The 25,197-nt window shown below is 43.3% G+C and carries 22 protein-coding genes; 9 read left to right on the top strand and 13 right to left on the bottom strand.

Annotated elements, in window-relative coordinates:
* Nucleotides 1-30: 30 nt before the first annotated feature.
* The gene (locus QSJ37_RS09350) at nt 31-1,494 is read left to right on the top strand and encodes an alanine/glycine:cation symporter family protein (RefSeq protein ID WP_081189699.1); all 1,464 of its coding nucleotides are present in this window, start codon (nt 31-33) and stop codon (nt 1,492-1,494) included.
* A gap of 34 nt (nt 1,495-1,528) precedes the next feature.
* Here QSJ37_RS09350 and manA read toward each other — a convergent pair whose 3' ends face one another.
* The 5 genes from manA to QSJ37_RS09375 form a co-directional block, all read right to left on the bottom strand.
* Nucleotides 1,529-2,503, bottom strand: a complete 975-nt coding sequence (gene manA, locus QSJ37_RS09355; protein WP_171698820.1) for a mannose-6-phosphate isomerase, class I — start codon at nt 2,501-2,503, stop codon at nt 1,529-1,531.
* 64 nt (nt 2,504-2,567) lie between these two features.
* Nucleotides 2,568-3,020 (bottom strand): PTS sugar transporter subunit IIA, encoded by a 453-nt coding sequence (locus tag QSJ37_RS09360; protein WP_081189698.1) that lies wholly within the window; start codon nt 3,018-3,020, stop codon nt 2,568-2,570.
* 19 nt (nt 3,021-3,039) lie between these two features.
* Nucleotides 3,040-4,992 (bottom strand): BglG family transcription antiterminator, encoded by a 1,953-nt coding sequence (locus tag QSJ37_RS09365; RefSeq protein WP_285754888.1) that lies wholly within the window; start codon nt 4,990-4,992, stop codon nt 3,040-3,042.
* A gap of 72 nt (nt 4,993-5,064) precedes the next feature.
* Nucleotides 5,065-6,468 carry a PTS fructose transporter subunit IIC gene (locus QSJ37_RS09370; RefSeq protein WP_081189696.1) on the bottom strand — a complete coding sequence of 468 codons (1,404 nt, stop codon included), beginning with the start codon at nt 6,466-6,468 and terminating at the stop codon, nt 5,065-5,067.
* A 144-nt stretch (nt 6,469-6,612) separates the two neighbouring features.
* Nucleotides 6,613-8,136 carry an FAD-dependent oxidoreductase gene (locus QSJ37_RS09375; protein ID WP_285756095.1) on the bottom strand — a complete coding sequence of 508 codons (1,524 nt, stop codon included), beginning with the start codon at nt 8,134-8,136 and terminating at the stop codon, nt 6,613-6,615.
* A 216-nt stretch (nt 8,137-8,352) separates the two neighbouring features.
* Between QSJ37_RS09375 and QSJ37_RS09380 the strand changes: the two genes are divergently transcribed.
* The 6 genes from QSJ37_RS09380 (at nt 8,353) to QSJ37_RS09405 (ending at nt 13,408) form a co-directional block, all read left to right on the top strand.
* Complete coding sequence (locus QSJ37_RS09380) at nt 8,353-9,735, top strand: ATP-binding protein (RefSeq protein ID WP_285754891.1); 1,383 nt, start codon at nt 8,353-8,355, stop codon at nt 9,733-9,735.
* A gap of 188 nt (nt 9,736-9,923) precedes the next feature.
* Nucleotides 9,924-10,268, top strand: coding sequence for a lmo0954 family membrane protein (locus QSJ37_RS09385; RefSeq protein WP_285754893.1), 345 nt, complete (start codon nt 9,924-9,926; stop codon nt 10,266-10,268).
* 15 nt (nt 10,269-10,283) lie between these two features.
* The gene (locus QSJ37_RS09390; RefSeq protein ID WP_285754895.1) at nt 10,284-10,913 is read left to right on the top strand and encodes a PspA/IM30 family protein; all 630 of its coding nucleotides are present in this window, start codon (nt 10,284-10,286) and stop codon (nt 10,911-10,913) included.
* Nucleotides 10,914-11,016: 103 nt separating this feature from the next.
* Nucleotides 11,017-11,745: a cell wall-active antibiotics response protein LiaF gene (gene liaF, locus QSJ37_RS09395; protein WP_285754896.1), complete on the top strand. Its 729-nt coding sequence runs from the start codon at nt 11,017-11,019 to the stop codon at nt 11,743-11,745.
* Entirely contained in the window at nt 11,742-12,779 is a 1,038-nt protein-coding gene (locus tag QSJ37_RS09400) for a sensor histidine kinase (RefSeq protein ID WP_285754898.1), read from the top strand. The genes liaF and QSJ37_RS09400 overlap by 4 nt, the downstream gene beginning before the upstream one ends.
* A complete protein-coding gene (locus QSJ37_RS09405) occupies nt 12,776-13,408 on the top strand; it encodes a response regulator transcription factor (protein ID WP_081189689.1) in 633 nt (210 codons plus the stop codon). The genes QSJ37_RS09400 and QSJ37_RS09405 overlap by 4 nt, the downstream gene beginning before the upstream one ends.
* A gap of 134 nt (nt 13,409-13,542) precedes the next feature.
* Here the strand turns inward: QSJ37_RS09405 and pflA are convergent, their stop codons facing one another.
* The 3 genes from pflA to QSJ37_RS09420 form a co-directional block, all read right to left on the bottom strand.
* Nucleotides 13,543-14,292, bottom strand: coding sequence for a pyruvate formate-lyase-activating protein (gene pflA, locus QSJ37_RS09410; protein WP_285754899.1), 750 nt, complete (start codon nt 14,290-14,292; stop codon nt 13,543-13,545).
* Nucleotides 14,293-14,347: 55 nt separating this feature from the next.
* The gene (pflB, locus tag QSJ37_RS09415) at nt 14,348-16,597 is read right to left on the bottom strand and encodes a formate C-acetyltransferase (RefSeq protein WP_285754901.1); all 2,250 of its coding nucleotides are present in this window, start codon (nt 16,595-16,597) and stop codon (nt 14,348-14,350) included.
* Nucleotides 16,598-16,854: 257 nt separating this feature from the next.
* Nucleotides 16,855-18,249 (bottom strand): amino acid permease, encoded by a 1,395-nt coding sequence (locus tag QSJ37_RS09420; RefSeq protein ID WP_285754902.1) that lies wholly within the window; start codon nt 18,247-18,249, stop codon nt 16,855-16,857.
* Between the two features lie 358 nt (nt 18,250-18,607).
* Here QSJ37_RS09420 and QSJ37_RS09425 point away from each other — a divergent pair, with 358 nt between their 5' ends.
* The gene (locus QSJ37_RS09425) at nt 18,608-19,321 is read left to right on the top strand and encodes a TrmH family RNA methyltransferase (protein WP_285754904.1); all 714 of its coding nucleotides are present in this window, start codon (nt 18,608-18,610) and stop codon (nt 19,319-19,321) included.
* Between the two features lie 135 nt (nt 19,322-19,456).
* On the opposite strand, the gene QSJ37_RS09430 is transcribed toward QSJ37_RS09425, so the two are convergent.
* From QSJ37_RS09430 to QSJ37_RS09440, 3 genes are all read right to left on the bottom strand, one after another.
* On the bottom strand, nt 19,457-20,179 hold the full coding sequence (locus QSJ37_RS09430) for an amino acid ABC transporter ATP-binding protein (RefSeq protein WP_285754905.1): 723 nt from the start codon (nt 20,177-20,179) through the stop codon (nt 19,457-19,459).
* Nucleotides 20,176-20,832, bottom strand: coding sequence for an amino acid ABC transporter permease (locus QSJ37_RS09435; protein ID WP_285754906.1), 657 nt, complete (start codon nt 20,830-20,832; stop codon nt 20,176-20,178). The genes QSJ37_RS09430 and QSJ37_RS09435 overlap by 4 nt, the downstream gene beginning before the upstream one ends.
* Nucleotides 20,833-20,904: 72 nt before the next feature.
* A complete protein-coding gene (locus QSJ37_RS09440) occupies nt 20,905-21,729 on the bottom strand; it encodes a basic amino acid ABC transporter substrate-binding protein (protein ID WP_285754907.1) in 825 nt (274 codons plus the stop codon).
* A gap of 400 nt (nt 21,730-22,129) precedes the next feature.
* Here QSJ37_RS09440 and putP point away from each other — a divergent pair, with 400 nt between their 5' ends.
* Complete coding sequence (gene putP, locus QSJ37_RS09445; protein WP_285754908.1) at nt 22,130-23,584, top strand: sodium/proline symporter PutP; 1,455 nt, start codon at nt 22,130-22,132, stop codon at nt 23,582-23,584.
* 43 nt (nt 23,585-23,627) lie between these two features.
* Here the strand turns inward: putP and QSJ37_RS09450 are convergent, their stop codons facing one another.
* Together QSJ37_RS09450 and QSJ37_RS09455 are read right to left on the bottom strand one after the other, a co-directional pair.
* Nucleotides 23,628-24,299: a GNAT family N-acetyltransferase gene (locus QSJ37_RS09450; protein WP_285754909.1), complete on the bottom strand. Its 672-nt coding sequence runs from the start codon at nt 24,297-24,299 to the stop codon at nt 23,628-23,630.
* Between the two features lie 16 nt (nt 24,300-24,315).
* Nucleotides 24,316-25,167: a carbon-nitrogen hydrolase family protein gene (locus tag QSJ37_RS09455; RefSeq protein ID WP_081188532.1), complete on the bottom strand. Its 852-nt coding sequence runs from the start codon at nt 25,165-25,167 to the stop codon at nt 24,316-24,318.
* Nucleotides 25,168-25,197 lie beyond the last annotated feature (30 nt).

Consider the following 25,197-nt stretch of genomic DNA (forward strand, 5'->3'; position numbering starts at 1 on the left):
TATTATTATAGTAAATACAGGGGGATGAATATGGAACAATTTGTGGATTGGTTAAACAGCATTATTTGGAGCCAATATTTGGTCTATCTTTGTTTGGCAACCGGTCTTTTCTATTCGTTGCTCACTCGCTTTTTGCAAGTGAGGCATATGAAAGAAATGATTAAACAAATGTTTCAAGGCAAGAGCTCTGAAGCAGGAATTTCTTCTTTCCAGGCTTTATCGCTCGCGTTATCCGGACGGGTTGGGACAGGAAACATAGCAGGTGTCGCGACTGCTATTGCATATGGAGGTCCTGGTGCCGTATTTTGGATGTGGCTCATTGCTTTCGTAGGGGCAGGTTCCGCTTTTGTGGAAGCAGCGCTCGCGCAGGTGTATAAAACGAAGCAGGACGGTCAGTTTCGCGGCGGACCAGCCTACTATATTGAAAAAGGGCTAAAAATGAAATGGTATGCGGTATTGTTTGCTATTGTTACGGTGTTGGCGACCGGGGTGCTGTTGCCGGGTGTGCAAGCCAACAGCATTGCCGCGGGAATGGAAAACGCGTTTGGCATCAGTCCGACGATTACAGGAATCGGAATTGCCGTTCTTTTAGGCGTCATTATTTTCGGGGGTGTGAAGCGGATTGCCCGTGCGGCCGAATTGATTGTTCCATTTATGGCGTTAGGATACATTATAGTGGCTTTATTTATCGTATTTGCGAATATTACCGAACTCCCTCATGTACTCAGCTTAATTTTCCGAAGCGCCTTTGGTATGGATGCGGCGTTTGGAGGAATTCTTGGTGCCGCAATTTCGTGGGGAGTCAAACGAGGAATTTATTCCAATGAAGCGGGACAAGGAACTGCACCGCATGCAGCCGCTGCCGCAGAGGTGTCGCATCCGGCGAAACAAGGCTTAGTTCAAGCATTTTCGGTCTATGTCGATACATGGTTTGTTTGTTCGGCAACTGCATTTATGATTTTAATTACCGGCATGTATAACGTAACACCGGAGGGAAAGGCGCCGATTGTGCAAACACTTGGCGATGTAGAGCCGGGACCTATTTTTACGCAGAAAGCAGTTGAAACGGTATTCCCAGGATTCGGTGCCCCGTTTGTTGCGGTTGCTCTATTCTTCTTTGCGTTTACGACCATTATGGCGTATTACTACATGGCAGAAACAAATTTAGCTTATATTACAAGGAGAATGAAAGCTAGCTGGCCACAATATGTGTTAAAAGTGGCGATTTTAGGGGTAGTGTTTTACGGATGCGTCAAAACAGCAAAACTAGCTTGGACACTTGGCGATATCGGTGTCGGAAGCATGGCATGGCTCAACATTATCGCGATTCTTTTATTAACGAAACCAGCATTAAAAGTTCTTAAAGATTTTGAAGAACAGAAAAAGGCTGGCAAAGACCCAGTCTTTGATCCGGTGAAACTAGGCATTACCGGCGCGGACTTTTGGGAAAAAGAATATCCAACTTCCCATGCTAAAGCGGTAAATGAAGATTGATTATATCGTAAAAAGAAAGGGAGCTGTCTCATATTTAAGAGGCAGCTCCTTTTTGTACTAGAGGCCATGAAGCAATCATTTCGAGCGTTCCGTTTATGGAAAAACGCCCAAATTGATATGGAAGAATGAAATGATCCCCTTTTTTTAGATCGTATGAACCGCCTTCCGACACTAGCTTACCTTCTCCATTAAGAACGCTAACGATGAGAAAATGTTTCGTTTGGTCCAAGTTGACAGTTCCATTAATCTCCCACTTTTGTACACCAAAGTAGTCACTTTCGATAAATGTTGTAATGGTGGCATCGTCAACTTGGGTGATGTTCGGATGAACATTCGCGTCGCGATGTGGAACGGTAATGACGTCTAACGCTTTGTCTAAATGCAGTTCGCGTTTTTTCCCGTTGCTGTCGACGCGGTCATAGTCATAGACGCGGTATGTTGTGTCAGAGCTTTGTTGTGTTTCTAAGACAAGCGTCCCTTCGCAAAGGGCGTGAATTGTGCCGCTAGGGACATAGAAAAAGTCGCCAGGTTTAATCGGAATTCTGCGAAGCAACTTGTCCCATTGGCCGGTTTCCATCATTTCTTTCAGTTCTTCTTTCGTTTTCGCATGATGTCCGTAAACAAGTTCCGCATCTTTTTTGCAGTCAATAATATACCAACATTCTGTTTTTCCAAATTCGCCATTTTCATGTTTTTGTGCGTATGCGTCATCAGGATGCACTTGCACTGATAAATCAGCGTTGGCATCTAAAATTTTCGTCAACAAAGGAAAACGGTCTGATGGAAAGTGGCCGAATAAGTCGCGTCGCTCTTCCCATAATTGTCCAAGCGTCATTCCTTGAAACGGCCCGTTTTTAATCACGGTTTGTCCGTTTGGATGTGCGGAAACTGCCCAGCATTCCCCTGTGTGTGCTGACGGGATGGAATAGCCGAATTCGTCCGCCAATTTCGTGCCGCCCCAAATTCGCTCTTGAAAAATAGGAGTGAGAAAAATTGGTTCGATTTGCACGGAAATCACCCCTTTATAGAGTTATACAGGCTTTCCTAACTTCATTATACAAAAATATTTCTGTTTATACTTGTTCAAATAATTGCATGACTTCCTCTTTTGTTTTGGCTTGTAGAAGATGTTCGCGAAACTCGTCATCCATTAGTTTCCGTGATAAAAGCTGAAGAATTTTTAAATGTTCGTTACCCGCTTGTTCTTCCGGTACAGCGATCATAAAAATGAGCTGAGCTTTTTCACCGTCTAAGCTGTCCCAGTCCACGCCGCTACGTTTTACCCCGAAAGCAACACACGTTTGTTTTACAGCATTGCTTTTTCCATGAGGAATCGCAATTCCAAATCCGATGCCTGTACTTCCTTCCATTTCTCGATGATAAAGTGATTGTTTATACGCTTCTTTGTCGTATAGGGCGCCAGAACGATCAATCATGGCAACCATTTCTTCCATAATCTCATCTTTCGTTTCCCCTTTTAGTTGCAACTCAATTAATTCCATAGTCATTAATTCTGTTAATTTCATTTTTGATTTCTCCCCTTTTCTAGATTTGAAGTAATTGATAAAATTCATCTGCTGTTTTGCAGGTAGATAGCTGTTTTAGCGTTTGCTCGTCTTCGGAAAGAAGAGCTATTTCTTGAAACAGTTTTTTTATTTGACTGTTATCGTTGAGACGGTGGGCAATCATCAAAACAAATTTTACCTGCTCGCCATCCCAATCAATTGGCGACGATAAACGAGCCACGGCAATAATAGATTGATTAATCCATTGAATTTGGCCATGTGGAATGGCGATTCCTCCACCGATATATGTTGAGGAAAGTGTTTCCCGCTCTTTGGCGCTTTGTCCATATAGCGATTCTACGTATCCTCGTTTGCAAAGTTCATTTGCTATATAATCAATCGCTTCAAAGCGACTGGCAACTGATATATCAAGAAAAATACATGAGGGGTTTATTAGTTGTCTCAGCATTTCATAACGGCGTGGCTGAGACACACGTTCTACCCATTGTTCTATCATGTCAAGTTCTTGTTTTGGCAGCAACGGGCTTACCGTGATCACAGGAATTTTTCGATGTTCTAATGGAACAGTACTAATAAGCAAATCTGGCTTTGTTGCAGCAATGATTTCATTGAGTTTCGCGATAGATGCAACAGCAGCAATCTCTAATTTTGGAAATGCAGCGGATATCTTTGCTTCGATGAGTCGGGATGTTCCTGAGCCAGTGGCACAAACAATAACCGCTCTTATTTTTTCAATTTTATGCTGTATCCGTTCCAAAGCCGCTTGAATGTGAAGAACAATATAGGCAACCTCATCTTCGGGAATTGGAACGTTTGCTTTTTTCTCCACCTTTGGAATCAGTGACAATACGATTTCAAACGGATAGCGATACATTTGTTTGATATCTTTTAATAACGGATTTTTTACGGCTAACCCGTTCCGCAATCGATTGAGTGTAGAATGAACATGAATCGTAAGCCCAATTAATAACTCTTTATCTTCACGTAACCGTTCATCGGTATGCAAAGAAATATCGTGAATAAGCTCTTTGACGATTTGCAATGCTTCGTTGTCCATTTTTATTAACAGTTGCTCGATATCTTTTTTTTCGTTTGTCTGATCGTATCGCAATCTCGCGCCAAGCAGATGCAACGTGATATACCCGATTTCTTCATCGGGGATTTTTACGGCAACCCATTGTTCGATTTGTTTTGCCAATTGTTCGGCAAGCCGATACTCTGGTTTCATTTGCAGCTCTTGCAATTGATTTGCATTGATATCGATACGATGACCCGTTTTGATCCGTTTGATTGCGATAGCGATATGCACGGTTAGACTGATCACAGATTGATCGGTAAGAGGAAATTCAAGCCATTCATCCATTTTTCGTATTTCTTTTTCAATCAAAGCGAGTTCGTATGGCTTCAATACGTCTTCGATTAATTTTAGTTGCTTGGCATCGAATATATAGTAAGAATGGTCTACAAGAAGTTCTACTAATCGCGATAAGGCGGTTCGCCATGCCTGTTCGGTTCCTTCTACTTTTATGCCGAGGTTGGGTTTCCGGATAAGTACAAGGCCGAACGATTGCAACCATTGTTCGATTTCTTCTAAATCATTTTGAATAGCTGATTTACTAATATAAAATCGTTCGGCGAGCTGTTGCATCGTTACCGGTTTGTCTTCTGTGAGAAGTATTTTTATGAATTGAAGTTTTCGGTAATCTTGAGAAGGATTTGTTTCTTCAAGCCGGGTCAAATCATGAAGAAGCTTTTGTTTTTCCGTCTCCTTCCCTCTAATAATGACTCCGACACTTGGTTTTCGCTCTATAACAATGTTTGGGTATTTCTCGGAAAGAAATTCATCGAGTGCTTTTAAATCGTTGCGAATCGTTTTTTCCGAACAAACTAGTTGATTTGCCAACGTTGCAACCGAAGTATGCGTATGAGCAGCTAATAACTGCTTTAATAATTGTTTGTGGCGGGAAAGCATCGCTGCTCACCTCCTTTTTCAATAGATAAAAAGCGAGAATCTTTGCTATAAGCAAAGATTCCGGAAATCGAACTAAACTGGTTTTTTAATGGCATTGACAAGTAAAGCAGTGACAACCATTCCGATAATGATAGATACGAAAAACATCGGTACATGTTCTACAGCTTGGAATACGGCAACAATCGGACCACCATGTGGTACATGGTCGGTAACGCCGCTTAACATGGCGATGACGGAACCTACCATCGAACCGATCATAATGCTTGGGATGACGCGAAGAGGATCTCGCGCTGCGAATGGAATAGCACCTTCAGTGATACCGACGAGTCCCATAGCGAGTGCCGCTTTTCCAGCTTCCCGTTCTTCTTCCGTAAATTTGGATTTATTCAGTAACGTTGCTAATCCTAGTCCAAGAGGCGGTATACAAATTGCTACAGCAATCGGCCCCATAATATGGGTATTCCCTTCTGCAATCATAGCAGAACCAAATAAAAAGGCAACTTTATTGACAGGTCCTCCCATGTCAAACGCAATCATTGCTCCGAGAATCATGGCAAGAATAATCTTGCTAGCTCCTTGCATACTATTGAGCCACGAAGTAAGCGATTCCATAATGCCGGCAATTGGCTGTCCAAGGATGAAAATAAAAATGACAGCTACAAGGATCGAAGAAAATAATGGAATGACAAGTATTGGCATAATAGGTTGAATGATTTTCGGAACAGGAATGCTTTTAATCCATTTTGCGATGTAACCAGCTAAAAATCCAGCGATAATTCCTCCAATAAATCCAGCGCCTGCTTCACTGCCATAAAAACTTCCATTTGCAGCGATATAACCACCAATCATGCCAGGCGCGAGACCAGGTCGATCAGCGATGCTCATTGCGATAAAGCCAGATAAAATTGGAACCATGAAGGTAAAGCTAGCCGATCCTACATTGAGAATATCATTCCATATAGATCCTTTTGGAATAACGAGCCCTTTGTCCGTCGGCTCACCGCCAATAGCGAGAGAAAGAGCGATTAAAAGTCCGCCGATTACGACGAATGGAATCATATAGGAAACGCCATTCATCAAGTTGCGGTAAATTGGATTTTGTTTTTGTTTTCGTTCTGTTTTCACTTCTTCAATAGTTTTGAGTGTATCGGACTGTGGCTTTCCGTATACGGGAACTTCATTGCGTTCAAATTTAGCAATGAGCTCTTCAGGTTTACGGATACCGTCTGTGACGGATGCCTCGAGCACTCGTTTTCCATAAAAGCGGCTTTTATCTACTTGTTTATCGGCAGCGATGATAATTCCGTCTGCGGATTGAATATCCTCTGGAGTTAGCTCATTTTCCACTCCAATGGAACCTTGTGTTTCTACTTTTATTTCATGTCCCATTTTTTCAGCTGCTTTTGCTAGTTTTTCAGCGGCCATATATGTGTGGGCAATACCGTTAGGGCATGAAGTAATGGCAAGCAGTTTCATGTTGTTACCCCCTTTTTATTGTAAACCTTTTCACAACTTCATATTAACGTAATTCGACATCGGAAATAGAATAAATAGATACCGTAAGTTCCGGTAAAAAGTTGTGGAATAGAGAAAAGGGCCGCCTTATCGGGCAGCCCTTTGTTATGATGGATCGTCCTCTATTTTGTTTAAAGGATATTTCGCCGGTCCTTCGACGACATCGCCGTGAATGGAGAATCGCGAGCCGTGGCAAGGACAGTCCCATGTGCGGTCGCCGCTGTTCCATTCCAGTTCACATCCCATGTGGGTGCATGTCGTGTCAACGATGAACAATGCCCCGTTTTCGTCCTTATACGCACCGGCACGTTTCCCGTTCACGACAACAACTGCGCCTTCGCCGTTTGCCAAGTCTTCCGGATTGCGGACGACCACCTCCACTTTTCCTTCGATGAGGTGTTTGGCGACATCAAGGTTTTGCGTGAGAAAATGTTTGACGCTCGGATCGGCATAAAAGCGCGACGGCGTATATAAGTCATGGTAGCGGTTGTCGCGTCCCATGACTAAGTCGCTGAGCAATAGCCCCGCGATTGTCCCGTTGGTCATCCCCCATTTTCGGTATCCTGTCGCGACATAGATGTTCGGCGTGCCTGCGGTCATGTTTCCAATGTAAGGAACTTTATCAAGTGTCGTTAAATCTTGCGCCGACCAACGGTATGGGATGTCAGTGACGGTAAATAGCTGAGAGGCAAAGCTTTGCAGTGCCTCGTAATGTCGCATCGTCGGGACGCCCTGTCCTGTCTTGTGGTTTTCGCCTCCGATTAAAATCAAGTTTTCCCCGTTCATCGTTGTGTAGCGGATGGACCGCTTCGGGTTATCAGCGCTCAAATACATGCCGCCTGGGTATTGCTCCGCTATTTTGGCTGCCAATACGTAAGAGCGCTCTGCGTACATGCGTGAAAAATAAAAGCCGCCGTCATAAAACGGAAAATGGGAACAAATGATGACATGTTCACACGTAACCTTTTTTTTGTCGCGGGTGACGACGGCAAGCGCCGCTCCTTGCTCGATATCGGCGGCGGGCGTGTATTCGTAGATTTTTCCACCTGCCTCGACAACAGCGTCGACTAGTTTCATTAAGTATTTCAGCGGGTGAAATTGCGCTTGATTTTTCATCACTACCGCAGCTTTCACAGGGATCGGAAGAGGAATCGATTCAACAAACGCTCCGTCAATGCCAAGCTTTTCATATGCCTTCCATTCGTTTATTAATTTTGTTAACGATGAGGAGGAATTGGTGTATATATATGCATCTTGCTCAATAAAATCGCAGTCAATCGCTTCTTGTTCGATTGTACTTCGAATAAAACGCAATGCTTCCGTACATGCTTCGTAGTACAGTTTCGCCTTTTCCTGTCCAAGGTGGTTGATTAATTCATCATAAATGATATCATGCTGAGCAGTAATTTTCGCGGTCGTATGTCCTGTCGTTCCGTTCAGAAGACGATCCGCTTCTAATAAAGTGACGCGCACTCCCTGTTTAGCAAGCAAATAAGCGGTCGTGATACCAGAAATTCCTCCGCCGATAATGGCGACATCGGTGCGAATATCTTCTTCTAGTTTCGGAAACGATGGAAGCTCGACAGATGTCCGCCAATACGGCTCTAGTGATGAAGGAAGAGATAGCATATGTAACAAAAGCCCCCTTACTGTGTTTTAATTTATATTAGTTTTGCTCACTTTTAGAAAAACTATCCATCTATTTTCCAACATGCAATAAACGTGTTGGGCATCTTCTTTCTTCTTTTTTTGGCAACTACACGCAACGAAAACGAAAGATGATACAATAAGAATAAAGAAGGAAGTAAATATTTTTATAAAATAATAATTAAAGGAAGATCGGAAGTGAATAAATATTCAAGTTTTTATGATGGGAATTCAACTGTTTGGCATGATAGTTCCATTTTGGAACACTATGGACTGCATGAATTAAATTTTGAATCGGTGAAAAGCTACCGGGAAAAGTTTGCAGCTGTCAAGCCAAACCATCCATGGAATGGGTTGGAGACGAAAGAATTTTTATACAAGATCGGTGCATGGGGGAAATTGCGAGATAGCAGCAAAGAAGGAGTTACATTAGCAGGGTTATTGATGTTTAGTGAGGAACGCATTATTACAGAAGTTTTACCGCAATATTTTCTCGAATATCGGGAAAGTTTGAACGGTATAGTAACGAACGATTGGACAAAGCGATTCACCTCTCAAGATGGTACATGGTCTGGCAACTTATACGATTTTTATTTTAAAGTGATCTCACAGCTTAAAAATAATGATATGGATCGCTCCATGCAAATTGCGCTGCATGAGGCGCTTGTAAACGCGATTGTTCATGCGGATTATTTAGGAGAAGGCGGGATTATTGTAGAAAAAGAAAACGGTGTGTTTCGCTTTGCCAATCCAGGATTATTTCGCATTCCGATTGATTCTGCTCTTTCCGGTCATATGAGCAATCTTCGCAATCCGAATTTGTTTAAAATGTTTATTTTGATCGGTCTTTGCAAGCGGGCTGGTTTCGGGTTAAAGCATATTGTTACAACATGGAGCAACCCTCAATACAAGCAGCCTGAATTTATTCAACATTCGAATCCAGAACGAACTGTCGTGATATTATATCCGTTCGATTTTCCAGATGAAACAGCTGCATCATATGAAACAGATATATATCAAGATATAGAACAGCATGATGATAGTGAAATGGATCTTACGTTAACGGAAGAAGACCTGAACTCCATAAATAAGCAGCAAAACTCCGTAAATAACGAAGATAGCTCTATAAATAGCGAAGAAAACTCCGTAAATAAACGAGAAAACTCCGTTAATAATCCGTCGGAATCCATAAATAACGGTGTTGACTCCGTAAATAACGAAGAAAACTCCGTGAATAACGAACCTAACTCCATAAATAAACGTCTTAACTCCGTAAATAATGAACTATCTTCATCTGATCCGTACAAAGAAAAGAGTGAAATCGATGAAAAACTATGGAACATTGCGGAGTTAGCGAGAAAGAAAAAACGATTGCCTCCAAGTGTGATGGAAAATATTATTTTGCAGCTTTGCGAGCAAAGGCCGCTGATGTTAAAGGAACTAGCAGCACTATTGGAAAGAACGCCAGATGGACTAAGGAATAACTATTTAGGAAAACTGATAGAGGAAGGAAAAATTCGTTTAAAATATCCAGATCAGCCGAACCATCCGAAACAAGCGTATATGAAAGCGACCGAATAGGAAGGCGCCCGTTAGGCAGCCTTCTTTTTTTATGTCATATCGGAGCCTTTTGCGATGTGTGATAAATGGTGCGATAACAGATGTTGATTAGAAAATACGACTCAGGTCTTAGAGAAAAATAACGCCTCGGCTCATTATCGAAATATGAAACGGTTGGTAGGATGGAGACAGAAAGGAGGGAGAAAAAAGTGAAAAAAATCGGATTGTTTATCATCGGTGCGATTGCGGCGGTTACGCTTTTTGCCAACCTTGGTTCTCTCGCTGTTTTGGCAGTGAGCCTTGTCATTTTGTATTACGCTTGGAAACGATGGATGAAAGCGGAAACAACGATGAAAAAACTGTTTTGGATCGCGATCGGAATCATCGCTTTCGTTGCTTCCGCTTCGAACGCGCCCGCGCTTATTGCGGTGGCCGCGGCGTATGTGTTGTATGTAGTTTATAAGAAATGGAATGAAACAAAACAGACGAAAGAAATCGATGACCCGTTTGCTCATTTTGAAAAGCAGTGGGCAGAGTTAGAACGAAGCTTTTAAAGGAGGAAAACCGTGATGGCTGATTTATTAACGAGAATCAAAAATATCATCATGGCTGATTTGCATGAGATGATCGATCAAAAAGAAAAGCAAAATCCAATTGCCTTATTAAATGAATATTTACGGCAATGCGAAAAGGAAGTAGAAAAGGTTCGTCATCTGCTTGAGCGGCAACACCTATTGAAGACAGAACTTATGCGTGAATACAATCAGGCGAAAGAGCTTGCGGATAAGCGGAAGTACCAAGCGCAAATCGCTTCCCAAGCGGGGGAAAATGAACTATATGAATTCGCCGTTTCGGAACAGACAAAATATGAAGAAAGAGCATCGCAAATACAAGAGTTGCTTCAAGAAGCAACAAACGAGTTAGAACAGCTGGAAAGAAAATATGAAGAAATGAAACATAAATTAAAAGATATGTACATTCGCCGCATGCAGCTCATGGGTCGGGAGAATGCCGCCCGCGCGCATTATCGAATGGATAAAGTGCTGCAAGCAGGATGGAACGATACCGCTTATTCTCGTTTTAACGAAACGGAACAATACTTAGAACGCCTGGAACAAAATATCAAAGCCAATTACTATGCAAGCACGATTGACGCACGCATCGCGCAATTGGAGAAAAAGCTAAATTCAATTTCATAACGAAACCGTGGAATTCCAAAAGGGCGTATACATATTAGCGCCCTTTTTTCACTAGCTGTATAATGGAGATGCGGCAATCGTTATAAAGGAGGGAGGAAAAAAGATGTTTCGTCAGCAAAAAACAGATTACGCCGCTTGGCTTGTCATGATCGCCATCGTTCTCTTTTTGGCAGAGTTGCTATTGTTTCAACATGGAAGTGTTTTCTTCCTGCTCTTCGCGATTGGCTGTATGTATATAGGGCGAAAGCGGATGCCGAAGCTGTCAGGTGTTGTTCTGTTTTGGTTTGGACTCATTAGTTTCATTATTTCGCTAGCTAGCATGGTGACATTTCGCATTTCATTGTTTTTTATTTTGGTGTATATCATTTGGCAGTACATGCAATCGAAAAAAGCTCCTGTGCAGATACAGCCAATCATGACCGAGCGAAAGCATGAGGAATCCTCCCTCCTTGAGCGAAAACCGCGTTGGAAAAACAGCTTCTTTAGCAGTCAAAAAACACCTGAACATGTTTATGAATGGGAAGATATTAACATTCAAGGCGGGATTTCCGATGTGGTGATTGATTTAAGTTATACGGTGCTTCCGAAAGGAGAAGCCGTCATTGTCATCCGCCATTTGATCGGGAATGTACAAATTCTTGTGCCATATGAGGTGGAAGTGCTCCTGCACCATTCAGTGATCTATGGCTCCGCTATCGTTTTTGAGCGAAAGGAAGCGAATTTGTGGAACGAAACCATTTGTTTTCAAACAAAAGGATATGAGGAAGCGGAGCAAAAGGTCAAAATAATCACCTCGATGATCATCGGAACAATCGAGGTGAAGCATGTATGAATATAATGCAGCGTTATATTGTCATGGGAATTGGCTTTTCGTTGTTCGTTTTCATCGTTACGGCGGTGCTCATATTTATCACGTATCCGTTACCAAAATGGTCTTTATTATGGGAAAAAGAAATAATGGGTGTTCCGTTTCTTTTATTTATGGCGGGGGTTAGTGTTGCCGCAGGAACAGCGTTTGGCACTGTGTTCGGATTTTTTTGGCAAAAACAGTGGCGAACGGTGATGGATTCGCTTCGCCAGCTCGAACATGGCCAGCCTGTTTCCTCTATAGAGCCTTCAAAGCTGAAAGAAGTGGCGTCGGTGGTAGCGCACATTCAAAAAATTCAAAAGCAGATGACGGAACAAGTGAAATTGTCGCAGCGGCTTGCCAATGAAAAGGCGGAAGAGCAAGAAAAGCGGATTCAAGAGATCATTTCCCAAGAACGGCATCGGCTTGCGCGCGAGCTTCATGATTCGGTCAGCCAGCAGCTGTTTGCCGCTTCGATGCTTATTTCCGCCATCAATGAAACAAAGACGTTTTCTGATGAGCGCGAAGAAAAACAGTTTCGTTTAATTGAGGAAATGATTCACCAATCGCAATTAGAAATGCGGGCGTTATTGCTTCACCTTCGCCCGATAGCCCTCAAAGGCAAATCCCTAAAAGAGGGAATTCAAGAGTTATTGATGGAACTAAAGCAAAAAGTGCCGTTGCACATTGAGTGGAAAGTGGAAGACATTCCGCTTGATAAGGGAGTAGAAGACCATTTATTTCGCATCTTGCAAGAGTCCATTTCCAATACGCTTCGTCATGCAAAGGCGACAAAATTGGAAGTATTGTTGGTAAAACGAGACCAACTTGTCATTTTGCGTGTATCGGATGATGGTGTCGGTTTCGATGTTGATCAAGTGAAAGCAGGATCGTACGGCTTGCAAAATATGCATGAGCGCGCGCTGGAGATCGGCGGGACGCTGCAAATCGTCAGTGTGCCGAATCAAGGAACACGGTTAGAGGTGAAAGTACCGATCATAGAGGAGGGGACATTGTGATCCGTGTCTTATTGGCCGATGATCATGAAATGGTGAGAATCGGCGTTTCTGCGTTTTTGGCGTCGCAGCCGGATATGGAAGTGGTGGGAGAAGCCGATAGCGGCAAACGAGCTGTAGAGCTGGCACTAGAGCTGCGGCCAGATATTATTTTAATGGATTTAGTGATGCCGGAGATGGACGGAATTGAAGCGACAAAGCAGATTATCGCCCAATGGCCGGAAGCAAAAATTATCGTTGTAACGAGCTTTTTAGATGATGAAAAAGTGTATCCGGCTTTGGAAGCTGGAGCAACGAGCTATATGCTAAAGACGTCGAAAGCGAACGAAATCGCCAACGCGATCCGTGCGACGTTTTACGGCCAATCGGTGTTAGAACCGGAAGTGACGAATAAAGTAATGACAAAAATGAAACAAAAGAAAGAACTTCTTCCTCACGAAGAATTGACGAACCGGGAGATGGAAGTGCTTTTATTAATGGCGCAAGGAAAAACGAATCAAGAAATCGCTGATGAATTGTTTATTGCCGTAAAAACGGTTAAAGTCCACGTCAGCAACATATTAAGCAAATTAGGAGTACAAGATCGGACACAAGCGGTCATTTACGCGTTTAAACATTCTCTAGTCAAATAGCTTCCGTTATTCGGTTCGTTGTTAAAATATTTGCTCCTTCCCCATAGAAAGAGGATGGCACATATATGAAGCAGCGGCCATCCTTTTATGTGGAAAAAGTTTCCATGGAAGGAAGGAGGTTATCATAAAAACAATTACGTAAGAGGCACTGTATCTTCTGTTCCGTTTAGGATTCGTTGTGCCATTTCCACGCTTTCTTCCGAAGGAGGTTCAATTCCTTCCAAAGGATACTTCAATCCAAGCGCTTTCCATTTGTATACTCCTAATTTATGATATGGGAGAATTTCAATTTTTTCTACATTATTTAACGTGCGAATAAAAGCGGCGAGACTGCGCAAATCATTCGGGTCGTCTGTAATGGTTGGAACGAGAACATGTCGGATCCAAACAGGAAGGTTTTTTTCGGATAAGAACCGAGCAAATTGTAAAATATGTTGATTTGTTTTTCCTGTCAGCTTCCGATGTTTTTTTTCGTCAATATGTTTTAAATCAAGCAAAATTAAATCAGTATAGGAAAGCAATTCGTTTAATTTTTGCTGGAACGACGCTTCCGCCGTGTAGCATCCTCCTGACGAATCGATCGCTGTATGAATGCCGAGTTTTTTGCATGCTTTAAATAGCTCGATTAAAAAGTCGATTTGCAACAAAGGTTCCCCGCCGCTGACGGTAATTCCGCCGCCGGAAGCGTTGATAAACGGCAAATACGTTTTTACATCATCGATAATTTCTTCTACGGTCATTTCTTTTCCTTTTCCGATTTCCCATGTGTCGGCGTTATGACAATATTGACAGCGCAGCAAGCATCCTTGTGTGAAGATGACATAGCGAAGGCCTGGGCCGTCGACGGTGCCGCATGTCTCAATCGAATGAATAAACCCTTTCATCGGATGGTCTCCTTCCTAAGAGAAATATACCCCCTCAAGAAGGAGGGGGAGATCGTTACATCGTTTCGTGGAACGTGCGGTTAATGACGTCAATTTGTTGTTCACGAGTTAATTTAATGAAGTTGACGGCATATCCAGAGACGCGAATCGTTAATTGCGGATATTTTTCTGGATGTTCCATTGCATCTAATAACGTTTCACGATTCAACACGTTAATGTTGAGATGGTGTCCGCCTTTTTCCATGTAACCATCTAAAATGGCGACAAGATTGCGAACACGGGTTTGCTCTTCTTTTCCTAAAGCTTTCGGCACGATTGAGAACGTATTAGAAATGCCATCTAATGCATGTTCAAATGGCAATTTCGCGACAGAGCTTAACGAAGCGAGCGCTCCCTTCGTGTCACGGCCGTGCAGCGGGTTCGCTCCCGGAGCAAACGGTTCGCCAGCGCGACGGCCATCTGGCGTATTTCCTGTCTTTTTCCCGTATACGACGTTCGATGTAATCGTTAAAATCGATAACGTATGTTTTGAATCGCGATACGTTTTATGTTTTTTCAATTTCGTCATAAAACGTTCGACTAAATCAACCGCAATTTGGTCGACGCGATCATCGTTATTTCCGTATTTCGGGAAATCTCCTTCGATTTCAAAATCAACGGCAATGCCGTTTTCATCTCGAATCGGTTTGACTTTTGCGTATTTGATCGCACTTAACGAATCAGCGACAACCGATAGTCCGGCGATACCAGTTGCCATCGTGCGTAAAATATGCGAATCATGAAGCGCCATTTCAATGCGTTCATAACAATATTTATCGTGCATGTAATGAATGACATTGAGTGTATTAATATAAAGTTCCGCAAGCCATTCAAGTACATGATCAAACTTACGCATGACTTCATCGTAATCTAAATATTCGGATGTAATTGGCGCAAACTCAGGACCAACTTGTATTTTTAATTTTTCATCAACGCCGCCATTAATCGCATATAACAATGCTTTCGCAAGGTTGGCGCGCGCTCCGAAAAATTGCATTTGTTTGCCAATTCTCATTGGCGATACGCAGCAAGCAATTCCGTAGTCATCGCCGAATTCAACGCGCATTAAGTCGTCATTTTCATATTGAATCGAGCTTGTTTTTATCGACATTTTCGCGCAATATTCTTTGAACGCTTCCGGCAATTGTTTCGACCAAAGTACCGTTAAGTTTGGCTCTGGCGCAGGTCCTAAGTTATCCAACGTATGAAGGAAGCGGAACGAGTTTTTCGTGACTAACGGACGACCATCGATCGCCATTCCGCCGATCGATTCTGTTACCCATGTCGGGTCGCCGCTGAATAGTTCGTTATATTCCGGCGTTCTTGCGAATTTGACAAGGCGCAATTTCATCACAAAATGGTCGACAAGTTCTTGCGCTTCTTTTTCTGTTAGCGTACCTTCTTGTAGGTCGCGTTCGATATAAATGTCTAAGAAGGTGGACACGCGGCCTAAGCTCATCGCTGCGCCGTTTTGTTCTTTAATAGCGGCGAGATAAGCGAAATAGAGCCATTGGAATGCTTCGTGTGCGTTTTGCGCTGGTTGGGAAATGTCGTAACCGTAGCTTAATGCCATTTGTTTCAATTCGTTTAACGCGCGAATTTGTTCAGCAATTTCCTCGCGAAGACGGATAATGTCTTCCGTCATCGTTCTTGCGCCAGTGTTTTTCAAATCCTTTTGTTTTTCTTCAATCAGACGATCGACGCCGTATAATGCTACGCGGCGATAGTCGCCAATAATGCGGCCGCGTCCGTACGCATCTGGAAGACCGGTGATGATTCCCGCTTTGCGCGCTAATTTCATCTCTTCGGTGTAAACGTCAAATACACCTTGGTTATGGGTTTTTCGGTATTCGGTAAAAATTTTTTTCACTTCGTCGCTTACTTTGTAGCCGTATGCTTCGCATGATTGTTGCGCCATGCGGATGCCTCCGAACGGCATTAATGCGCGCTTAAACGGTTTATCTGTTTGAAAACCAACGATTTTTTCCAAGTCTTTGTTTAAATAACCCGGTCTGTGGGAAGTGATGGTAGAAACAATGGATGTATCCATATCGAGAACGCCGCCTTTTTCGCGTTCTTGTTTCGACAATTCCATCACTTGTTCCCACAATTTTTTCGTTGCTTCCGTAGGTCCTTCTAGAAATGATTCATCCCCATAGTAAACGGTGACGTTGTTTAAAATAAAGTCACGGACGTCAATGGACTTTTTCCATTTTGACCCTTTAAAACTACGCCACGGGTCTAATACAGCAGTAGCTTGTTTCATAACAGATCCCCTCCCAATCGCCTGTAACTATAACAGACTGAAAAAATATATATAACAGATTTCAACTATACAATACTATATTTATTGACGCCTAGAACTATCTATTATTGAATAGTTTGTGAAATGTTGAACAATATTAATTGAATGACGGTGTTGGTATGTAACAGGGGGAAGGGAGAAATGATCATCAATGAACATGAAGAAGGATGTAAAAAAATAAACATCTCCATCCCTATAAAAGGGATGGAGACGGTTGTTTAGCTAACTTGCCTTTTATCAGAAGGGGAGGCATGGCGCTTATGCATGCCTTTTGCATAATAGACGACAACGAGCAAGATGAGCCAGGCTGGTCCAATGATAAGTGCGATTCGTGTGTCAGGGAAATATGCCATTAAACCGGTAACTCCGACTAAAAAGGCGAGAGCGATATAAGAGCTAAAAGGATAAAGCGGCATTTTATACTTTAATTGTTTTTGCTTTTCTAGGCTTAAACGTTTACGGAACTGCAATTGCGAAAGCAAAATAATCGCCCATGTCCAAATCGCGCCGAATGTAGCGACACTTGTGACCCATTGGAATACTTTTTCGGAAACGTAGTTTAAATACACACCGACTAACATCGCTAACGCCGTGACGATGAGGGCGACGCCTGGAATTCCGCGCTTCGTCAGTTTAGCGAAGGAAGATGGCGCTTCTTTTTGCTCAGCCAAGTTGAAGAGCATGCGGCTTGTGCTGAAAATTCCACTGTTGCAGGAAGACAACGCAGCCGTTAAAACGACAAAGTTGATGATTCCCGCAGCGGCGTGAATGCCGATTTTTTCAAATGTTAAGACAAACGGGCTTCCTTTTTCGCCGATTTCGTTCCAAGGGTAAATGGACATGATGACAAATAATGCGCCCACGTAGAAAATTAAAATGCGCCAAAATACGCTATTGACCGCTTTAGTCAGCGATTTTTCCGGATTTTTCACTTCGCCGGCCGTAACGCCGAGCATTTCGATTCCTAAGTAGGCGAACATCACCATTTGCAAAGACATTAACACACCGGTAAAGCCGTTCGGGAAAAATCCACCATGTTCCCAAAGGTTGCTGATGCCTGTGGCGACTCCGCCATTGCCGATTCCGAATAGAATCATGCCCAAGCCAACGATGATCATAAATACAATGGTGACAATTTTAATAAGCGCAAACCAAAATTCTAATTCCCCATACGCCTTGACAGCGAGGAAATTGATTAATGTCATCATCATTAAAGCGGCTAGCGCCCATATCCATCTTGGCGTATCAGGGAACCAAAATTGCATATAAATGCCGGCAGCGGTGATTTCCGCGATGCAAGTAACTACCCATAAAAACCAATAGTTCCACCCGGTTAAATAACCAGCAAGCGGTCCTAAATAGTCATGCGCGTAGCGGCTGAATGAACCGGCAACCGGGTTTTCCACGGCCATTTCGCCGAGCGCGCGCATAATAAAGAACATAATCACGCCGCTTACCGCATAAGCAAGCAAAATCGCCGGTCCCGCTAATTTGATGGAAGATGCAGAGCCAAGAAATAGCCCCACCCCAATCGCTGCCCCAAGAGACATAAGAGAAATATGTCTTTCCTCTAATCCACGATGTAATTTTTGTTCATTTTTTGGAGTTTGCATAATCGTTTCCTCCTATCGATCGGGACAATTTTGTAAAAAGCAAATAAAAAAATAAATTATTTTAAAAATTTTTTAAAGCGTTTACATTTAATATAGTACATGCTGAATAAATATTTGTAAATGTATTTATATATGAAATAAATGGTATTTTTGTTATTTAAATAAAATTAATAATATCCTAATAAATATATCATTTGCTTTGTAATATGTATTATGGTTCATGATAGGCAATAAAAAAATGGGAATGTATGGATTTATTAAGAAGTTTTTCGGCTTGTTGTGTTTGCTCGCATTGTCAAAATTTTGTACAATGAGATTCGTTCTAGGTAGATTATTAGAAGAAACGAAGGTGATGGCAATGAACGAGCAAGAAGCAAAAGCGTTCATTGAACAGCTGCAAAAAGATGGGTTTTTGACGGAAGAAACGCGTCTTATTTGGGAAATGATTTTACCCGAACGGTTAAAGCGGATGTATAATGTACTTCAAAAGCGGACGCGTTATATTACGGTATTGACTGAAGCAGTCGATGATCCGCACAACCAAGCGGCGGTGTTGCGGACAGCGGAAGCGTTTGGCGTGCAGGATGTGTATGTCGTCACTGGAAAAGCGCCGTTTCAGCCGAACCCGCTTGTGACGCGACATGCTGATAAATGGCTGACGCTGCAGCAAAAACCGGATATTGTAACGACGATTAAAGAGCTGCAAGCAAAAGGGTATCAAGTGTATGCCAGCTATCTCGGCGAAGGCACGCTTCGCCTTGGCGACATCGATGTGTCGCGGCCGACGGCGCTTCTATTTGGCAACGAGCATAGCGGTGTGTCGCAAGAGGCGATTCGTGCCGCTGATGCGACGTTTATGATTCCAATGTATGGGTTTGTCCAAAGTTTTAATATATCAGTGGCGGCAGCGCTTGCGTTATACGATGTAACCGAGAGAGCGCGCCAACAAGCAGGCGAGCGCTACCATTTATCATTTCAAGAAAAAAAGGAGCTATTTGAAAAATGGATGTGGCAAACGTTAAATCCGCGCATTCGCGAACGGCTGGCAAAGCAGCTGGGTCGTTCTGTTTAGCCTTCCCTAAATGCGAGGGAAGGCTTCTTTTTTTTGTTTGCGGATGGAAGCAGCATGGCGAAGACCAGCCTCTTTCTGTTGTGGTCCGTAAAAAAACCTCGCCGCTTTGTTGCGGCGACAAGGCAAATACAAAAGTTACAGCACCTTTGACAAAAACGATTTTGTCCGTTCATGTTTCGGATTGTCAAAAATTTCGCCTGGCGTGCCTTCTTCGATGATGTAGCCGCCGTCCATAAACAGGACGCGGTCGCCGACTTCGCGGGCAAAGCCCATTTCGTGCGTGACAACGACCATGGTCATTCCTTCATTTGCGAGCTGTTTCATGACGGCCAGCACTTCCCCGACCATTTCCGGGTCTAAGGCGGACGTCGGCTCGTCAAACAGCATCACTTTTGGTTCCATCGCCAGGGCGCGAGCGATCGCGACGCGCTGCGCTTGTCCGCCCGATAACGAATCCGGGTAGGCGTTTGCCTTTTCTTGCAGCCCGACTTTTTTAAGCAGCTCCATTGCTTTTGCTACTGCTTTTTCGCGCGGCCATTTCCGCACTTTTACGGGAGCAAGCGTGATGTTATCGAGCACGGTCATATGCGGGAATAAGTTAAAACGCTGGAACACCATTCCGACTTCTTCACGCACTTTGTTAATGTTTGTCTGCTTTTCTTTTATGTTGATTCCGTCAATGATGATTTCTCCTTCATCGAAGTCTTCTAAAAGGTTTAAGCAGCGCAAAAAGGTTGATTTCCCGGAACCGGACGGGCCGATGACAACAACGACTTCCCGTTCGCGGACATGGGCATTAATTCCTTTCAGCACTTCTAGGTTGCCAAATGACTTTTTTAAATTGCTTACTTTAATCATTGGTTTGAATACTTCCTTTCCAAATAATGTAGTAGTTTACTGAGGGAAAGGGTTAAAAGCAAATAAATAAACGCCACGGTTAAATATGGTTCCCAAACGCGGTAGTACTCTCCGGCAGCCGCTTTTCCCCAATACATAAGTTCTGGGGCGGCAATGACAAGGCCGAGGGACGAGTCTTTAATTAAAACGATAAACTCGTTTCCAAACGGCGGAATCATCCGTTTTAACGCTTGCGGCAAAATAATGTAGCGCATCGCCTGCGCATGCGTCATACCGAGCGAGCGGGCGGCTTCCATTTGCCCTTTATCAATCGATTGAATGCCGGCGCGGAAAATTTCCGCCACATACGCTGCCGAGTTTAAGGACAGCGATACAACCAGCGAGACGGTCGCGCTTGGCTGGGCAAAAAACAGCGGCATAACTCCAAAGTGTACAAGCAGCATTTGTACGACAAGCGGCGTGCCGCGGAAAAAGTTAATGTACCATTCAAACGGGAACCGGACGAGCCGCTTTGTTGACATTTTGCCAAGGCCGATCATAAGACCGAGAATCGAGCCAGCAATGATGGCGGCGATCGAAACCCCGATAGTTAATAGCACCCCTCTCAGGAAAAACGGGGCGTATTCCTGAATAATTTCAAAACGAAAATCCATCAGTCCTCACCTTTCTTATAAAAAATGCGTAACTAAAATAAAGTAGTTACGCATTTTTCGATGTTCGCGCGCTTATTGTTGTTTCAATAAGTTATCGACGTTTGGCTCTGTTCCAAACCATTTTTTATAAATCTCGGCGTATTTGCCGTTTTCCATCAGTTTTTTCAATGCTTTGTCTATTTTTGGCTTTAAGTCGCTTCCTTTCGGGAACATCATGCCGTAAAACTCCGATTCAAAGTGTTTTGAATCTGGAATGACTTTAATTTTTTTGTTTGGATTGTTTTTTACATATTCGCTTGCCACCGCGTTGTCCGTGACGACTGCATCGACGCCGCCGTTCAATAATTCCATAATCGCCACAACCGTGTTTTCGAATTTTTTAATGTTTTTATTGCCTTTGCCTAGCAATTTCTCTACTGCTTCCTGTCCAGTCGTAGCGTTTTGGACTCCGATCGTTTTGCCTTTTAAGTCAAGCGCGTTTTTGATTGGACTATTTTGTTTCACCATAATCATATGAGTGGATTCAAAATAAGGAATGGAGAAATCGTATGTTTGTTTCCGCTTATCATTGATCGTGATGCCGGAGATCGCCATATCGATTTCTTTGCTTTGCAATGCGGCAAAGAGCGGATCCCAGCCGATATTTTTCAGTTCATAGTCGATGCCAGCTTCTTTCATAACCGCATCTAACAAGTCAACGTCAAAACCGACAATTTCCCCTTTATCCATGTACTCAAACGGTGCAAACGCAGCGTCTGTTCCGACGATAATTTTTTTCTTTGTTTCCTCTTTTCCCGAAGAGGAAGAAGAACTCGGTTCCGCTGATTTTCCGCCACATGCAGCCAACGCTGTAAGCAACGCAAGCACTACAGCGAGAATTGCTCCTTTTTTTATCATGATAAACATCCCCCTTTGTGCGACCTTTGATGAATAAATACATACTATCAATCTATCAATATTTTTACATTTATGCAATACTATTTATAAAAATAATTATTTGAATATTTTGGTTAATATACATCGTGTTAATAAACCTCTTCACTATTATATTCTATTAGTTGAATTTCAATTTATAATATTCTTGAAATAAATGAATATTCATTTTTATAAAATAATGTAGCAGAAGTGGGTTGGTTTATTTTTATATTATAAATTAAATGAATATTCGTTTTGTTTTTTGGAAAACCTTATAATATATTTATGTTCTAAACAATTGGAAAATTATAATTATTATTGTAAAAATAATATTCTTTCGTTATGATGATAAAGAAGGCAACAAAGGAAAGGGGAGAATGCTTTGGTATTGATTTCTGTCGCAGTGTATATGATTGGGATGCTTCTTATTGGGTATTGGGCTTATAAACGTACGTCCAACCTTTCCGATTATATGCTTGGGGGAAGGACGTTAGGCCCTGCGGTCACAGCGCTCAGTGCGGGGGCTTCCGATATGAGCGGTTGGCTGTTGATGGGGCTTCCAGGAGCAATGTATGCGCAAGGATTAAGTGCATCATGGATTGTTATTGGGCTTACGCTCGGAGCATATGCGAACTGGTTGTATGTTGCGCCTCGTTTGCGTGTATATACGGAAGTGGCAAATGATTCGATTACGATTCCAGAATTTTTGGAAAATAGATTCGGCGATACATCGAAGCTGCTTCGGTTAATTTCCGGTCTTGTTATTATGATTTTCTTTACCTTTTATGTATCTTCCGGTCTTGTATCTGGAGCGGTGCTGTTTCAAAACTCATTTGGCACAAGTTATCATGCAGGGCTATGGATTGTTGCTGGTGTCGTTGTTGCGTATACATTGTTTGGAGGATTTTTGGCTGTTAGTTGGACCGATTTTGTGCAAGGAACGATTATGTTTATTGCTCTTATTCTTGTTCCGGTCGTAACGCTTTTCCATACGGGCGGTGTCGGCGATACGTTTACTACCATTAAAAACATTGACCCTAATTTGCTCGATTTATGGAAAGGAACTAGCTTCCTCGGTATTATTTCGCTGTTTGCGTGGGGGCTCGGTTATTTCGGACAACCGCACATTATTGTCCGTTTTATGGCGATTTCATCGGTCAAGGAAATGAAAAATGCCCGCCGCATTGGAATGGGGTGGATGATTTTCTCCGTTGTCGGCGCGATGTTGACAGGGTTATTTGGAATCGCTTACTTTTCTGAGCACGGTCCGAAGCTTGGCGATCCGGAGACCGTCTTTGTCAAGCTCGGAGAAATTCTATTTCATCCGCTCATTACCGGATTTTTGCTTTCAGCGATTTTAGCGGCGATTATGAGCACGATTTCTTCGCAGCTTCTGGTGACGTCAAGTTCCTTAACGGAAGATTTATATAAAGTATTATTCCGCCGTTCGGCTTCGGATAAAGAATTAGTTTTCGTCGGCCGGCTTTCCGTGCTCATTGTAGCGTTAGTAGCGTCGGCGTTGGCGTATACGAAAAACGACACGATTTTAAACTTGGTCGGCTATGCGTGGGCAGGTTTTGGCGCTTCGTTCGGTCCCGTCATTTTATTAAGTCTGTTCTGGCGGCGCATGACGAAATGGGGTGCACTTGCCGGCATGGTCGCAGGAGCAATGACCGTTATTCTCTGGACGCAATCAGCGTATTTAAAAAACTTGCTTTATGAAATGATTCCAGGCTTCGCTGCGAGTTTGGCGGCGATTGTGATCGTCAGCTTGTTAACAAAGGCGCCGGAAGGTAAAATTGCTGAGCAGTTTGACCGTTTCAAAGCATCGTTATAAGAAAAAAACCCGGACGTGTTGTCGCATCCGGGTTTTTTTTTCGTTAAATCGGCAGCAATTCCACTTCCGTTTTCGTTTTTAAGTTTTCTATCATGTCATGCCAGGCGTCTGATTTGTTTGGCAAAATCGCATAGTACGTTTGAAGAAAGCGGATGATGAGATCGGCCGGCAGCGTGTCTCCCTTATGGCTATAAGATAGGAAGCAAAAATCAAGGGCGGATACCGCTTCCCCATCATTTTTCCACGAAGGGTGGACGTACGGAAAGTTAAGCTTGCGGTAGCCGATATGGGATAACACTTCGCGGCGGACGTAAGGGTCCATCGGTTTAATGCCGCCGAACGAATGATCTTGCACGCGATAAGGATCGTAAATTTCCGCAAACATGCCCAATAGCTCGTTGCCGTGCTTTGCGGCCATCCCTAGCAAATCTTTCTCGCGGTGTTCCATTAAAAAGCGGCCGATGCCAAGCCCTTCTTTGCCGATGATTGTGAAGTCCGTCATCGCGACGTTCATGTCCGGGTAGTAGCGGTATTCGGTCGCGCCGACGACATTATCGTCTAGTATGGCGACACAGACGCGTAAATTCTGGTCTTGGAGCGGTTCTTTCCACAGCTCAAACTCGAGCACTTCTTCTTCCGGAAATACCGTTTTTAGCAACTCATACATTTTTGCAAAAAGCGGGTCGTCAATGCTTGTAATTCGTACGTATTTCATCGATTCGTCCTCTCCCTTATTTCCAGTCTGGGTACAAGTCGGTGCGGCGGTCGCGCCATGTCGTCACCGAACCTTTTTCCCGCACTTTATACAACAGCGACAAGTCGAGGTCGGCGGTGACAATCATGTCGTCGTTGATTTCCCCTTCGACTAAAATGCCGCGCGGTGGGAACGGAATATCGTTTGGTGTAATGACCGCGGCTTGGCCAAAGTTGGCGCGCATGAAGTCGACGGTTGGCAGCGAGCCGACCGTGCCTGTCGTGACGACATACACTTGGTTTTCGACGGCGCGCGCGTGGCAGCAATACCGTACGCGATGGAATCCATGACGGTCATCGGTGCATGATGGGCAGAAGATGACGTCTGCTCCTTTGGCGCGAACGATGCGAACGGCTTCCGGAAACTCAATGTCATAGCACGTCAACAGCGCGATCGTCCCTTTTTCTGTTTCGAACACATTGATGCTTTCTCCCGGAGTAATGCCCCATTCTTTTACTTCCGTCGGAGTAATATGCAGCTTTGCTTGTTGATGAATTTGTCCGTCTGGTGTAAATAAATGGGCGACATTATATAACTTTCCGTTTTTGCGAATAACATGTGTGCCGCCAATTAAGTACATGCCCGTTTGTTTCGCTAACGAAGTGAATAGCTCGTAATACGGTTCTGTATAATTTGGCAAGTCATCAATGGTTGCGGCTTTTCCTGAATTGGTCGGAATGGATAACAGCTGGGTGGTTATAAATTCGGGAAACAGGACAAATTCCGCTTCGAACTCTTGTGCGGTTTTTACGTAATGGGTTACTTGATCGGCAAATTGCTGGAACGAATCAATGGTATGGAGATGGTATTGAACAGCAGATACTCTCAATCGATTCACACATCCTTCTTTTAATAAATT

The sequence above is a fragment of the Parageobacillus sp. G301 genome (genome assembly GCF_030268025.1).
Classification (GTDB): Bacteria; Bacillota; Bacilli; order Bacillales; family Anoxybacillaceae; genus Parageobacillus_B; species Parageobacillus_B toebii.

Coding starts and splice junctions, on each gene's coding strand:
- QSJ37_RS09350 (WP_081189699.1), top strand. CDS start 31: ATGGAACAATTTGTGGATTGGTTAAACAGCATTATTTGGAGCCAATAT.
- QSJ37_RS09360 (WP_081189698.1), bottom strand. CDS start 3,020: ATGAAATTAACAGAATTAATGACTATGGAATTAATTGAGTTGCAACTA.
- QSJ37_RS09365 (WP_285754888.1), bottom strand. CDS start 4,992: ATGCTTTCCCGCCACAAACAATTATTAAAGCAGTTATTAGCTGCTCAT.
- QSJ37_RS09370 (WP_081189696.1), bottom strand. CDS start 6,468: ATGAAACTGCTTGCCATTACTTCATGCCCTAACGGTATTGCCCACACA.
- QSJ37_RS09375 (WP_285756095.1), bottom strand. CDS start 8,136: ATGCTATCTCTTCCTTCATCACTAGAGCCGTATTGGCGGACATCTGTC.
- QSJ37_RS09390 (WP_285754895.1), top strand. CDS start 10,284: ATGGCTGATTTATTAACGAGAATCAAAAATATCATCATGGCTGATTTG.
- liaF (WP_285754896.1), top strand. CDS start 11,017: ATGTTTCGTCAGCAAAAAACAGATTACGCCGCTTGGCTTGTCATGATC.
- QSJ37_RS09400 (WP_285754898.1), top strand. CDS start 11,742: ATGAATATAATGCAGCGTTATATTGTCATGGGAATTGGCTTTTCGTTG.
- pflA (WP_285754899.1), bottom strand. CDS start 14,292: ATGAAAGGGTTTATTCATTCGATTGAGACATGCGGCACCGTCGACGGC.
- pflB (WP_285754901.1), bottom strand. CDS start 16,597: ATGAAACAAGCTACTGCTGTATTAGACCCGTGGCGTAGTTTTAAAGGG.
- QSJ37_RS09420 (WP_285754902.1), bottom strand. CDS start 18,249: ATGCAAACTCCAAAAAATGAACAAAAATTACATCGTGGATTAGAGGAA.
- QSJ37_RS09425 (WP_285754904.1), top strand. CDS start 18,608: ATGAACGAGCAAGAAGCAAAAGCGTTCATTGAACAGCTGCAAAAAGAT.
- QSJ37_RS09430 (WP_285754905.1), bottom strand. CDS start 20,179: ATGATTAAAGTAAGCAATTTAAAAAAGTCATTTGGCAACCTAGAAGTG.
- QSJ37_RS09435 (WP_285754906.1), bottom strand. CDS start 20,832: ATGGATTTTCGTTTTGAAATTATTCAGGAATACGCCCCGTTTTTCCTG.
- QSJ37_RS09440 (WP_285754907.1), bottom strand. CDS start 21,729: ATGATAAAAAAAGGAGCAATTCTCGCTGTAGTGCTTGCGTTGCTTACA.
- QSJ37_RS09450 (WP_285754909.1), bottom strand. CDS start 24,299: ATGAAATACGTACGAATTACAAGCATTGACGACCCGCTTTTTGCAAAA.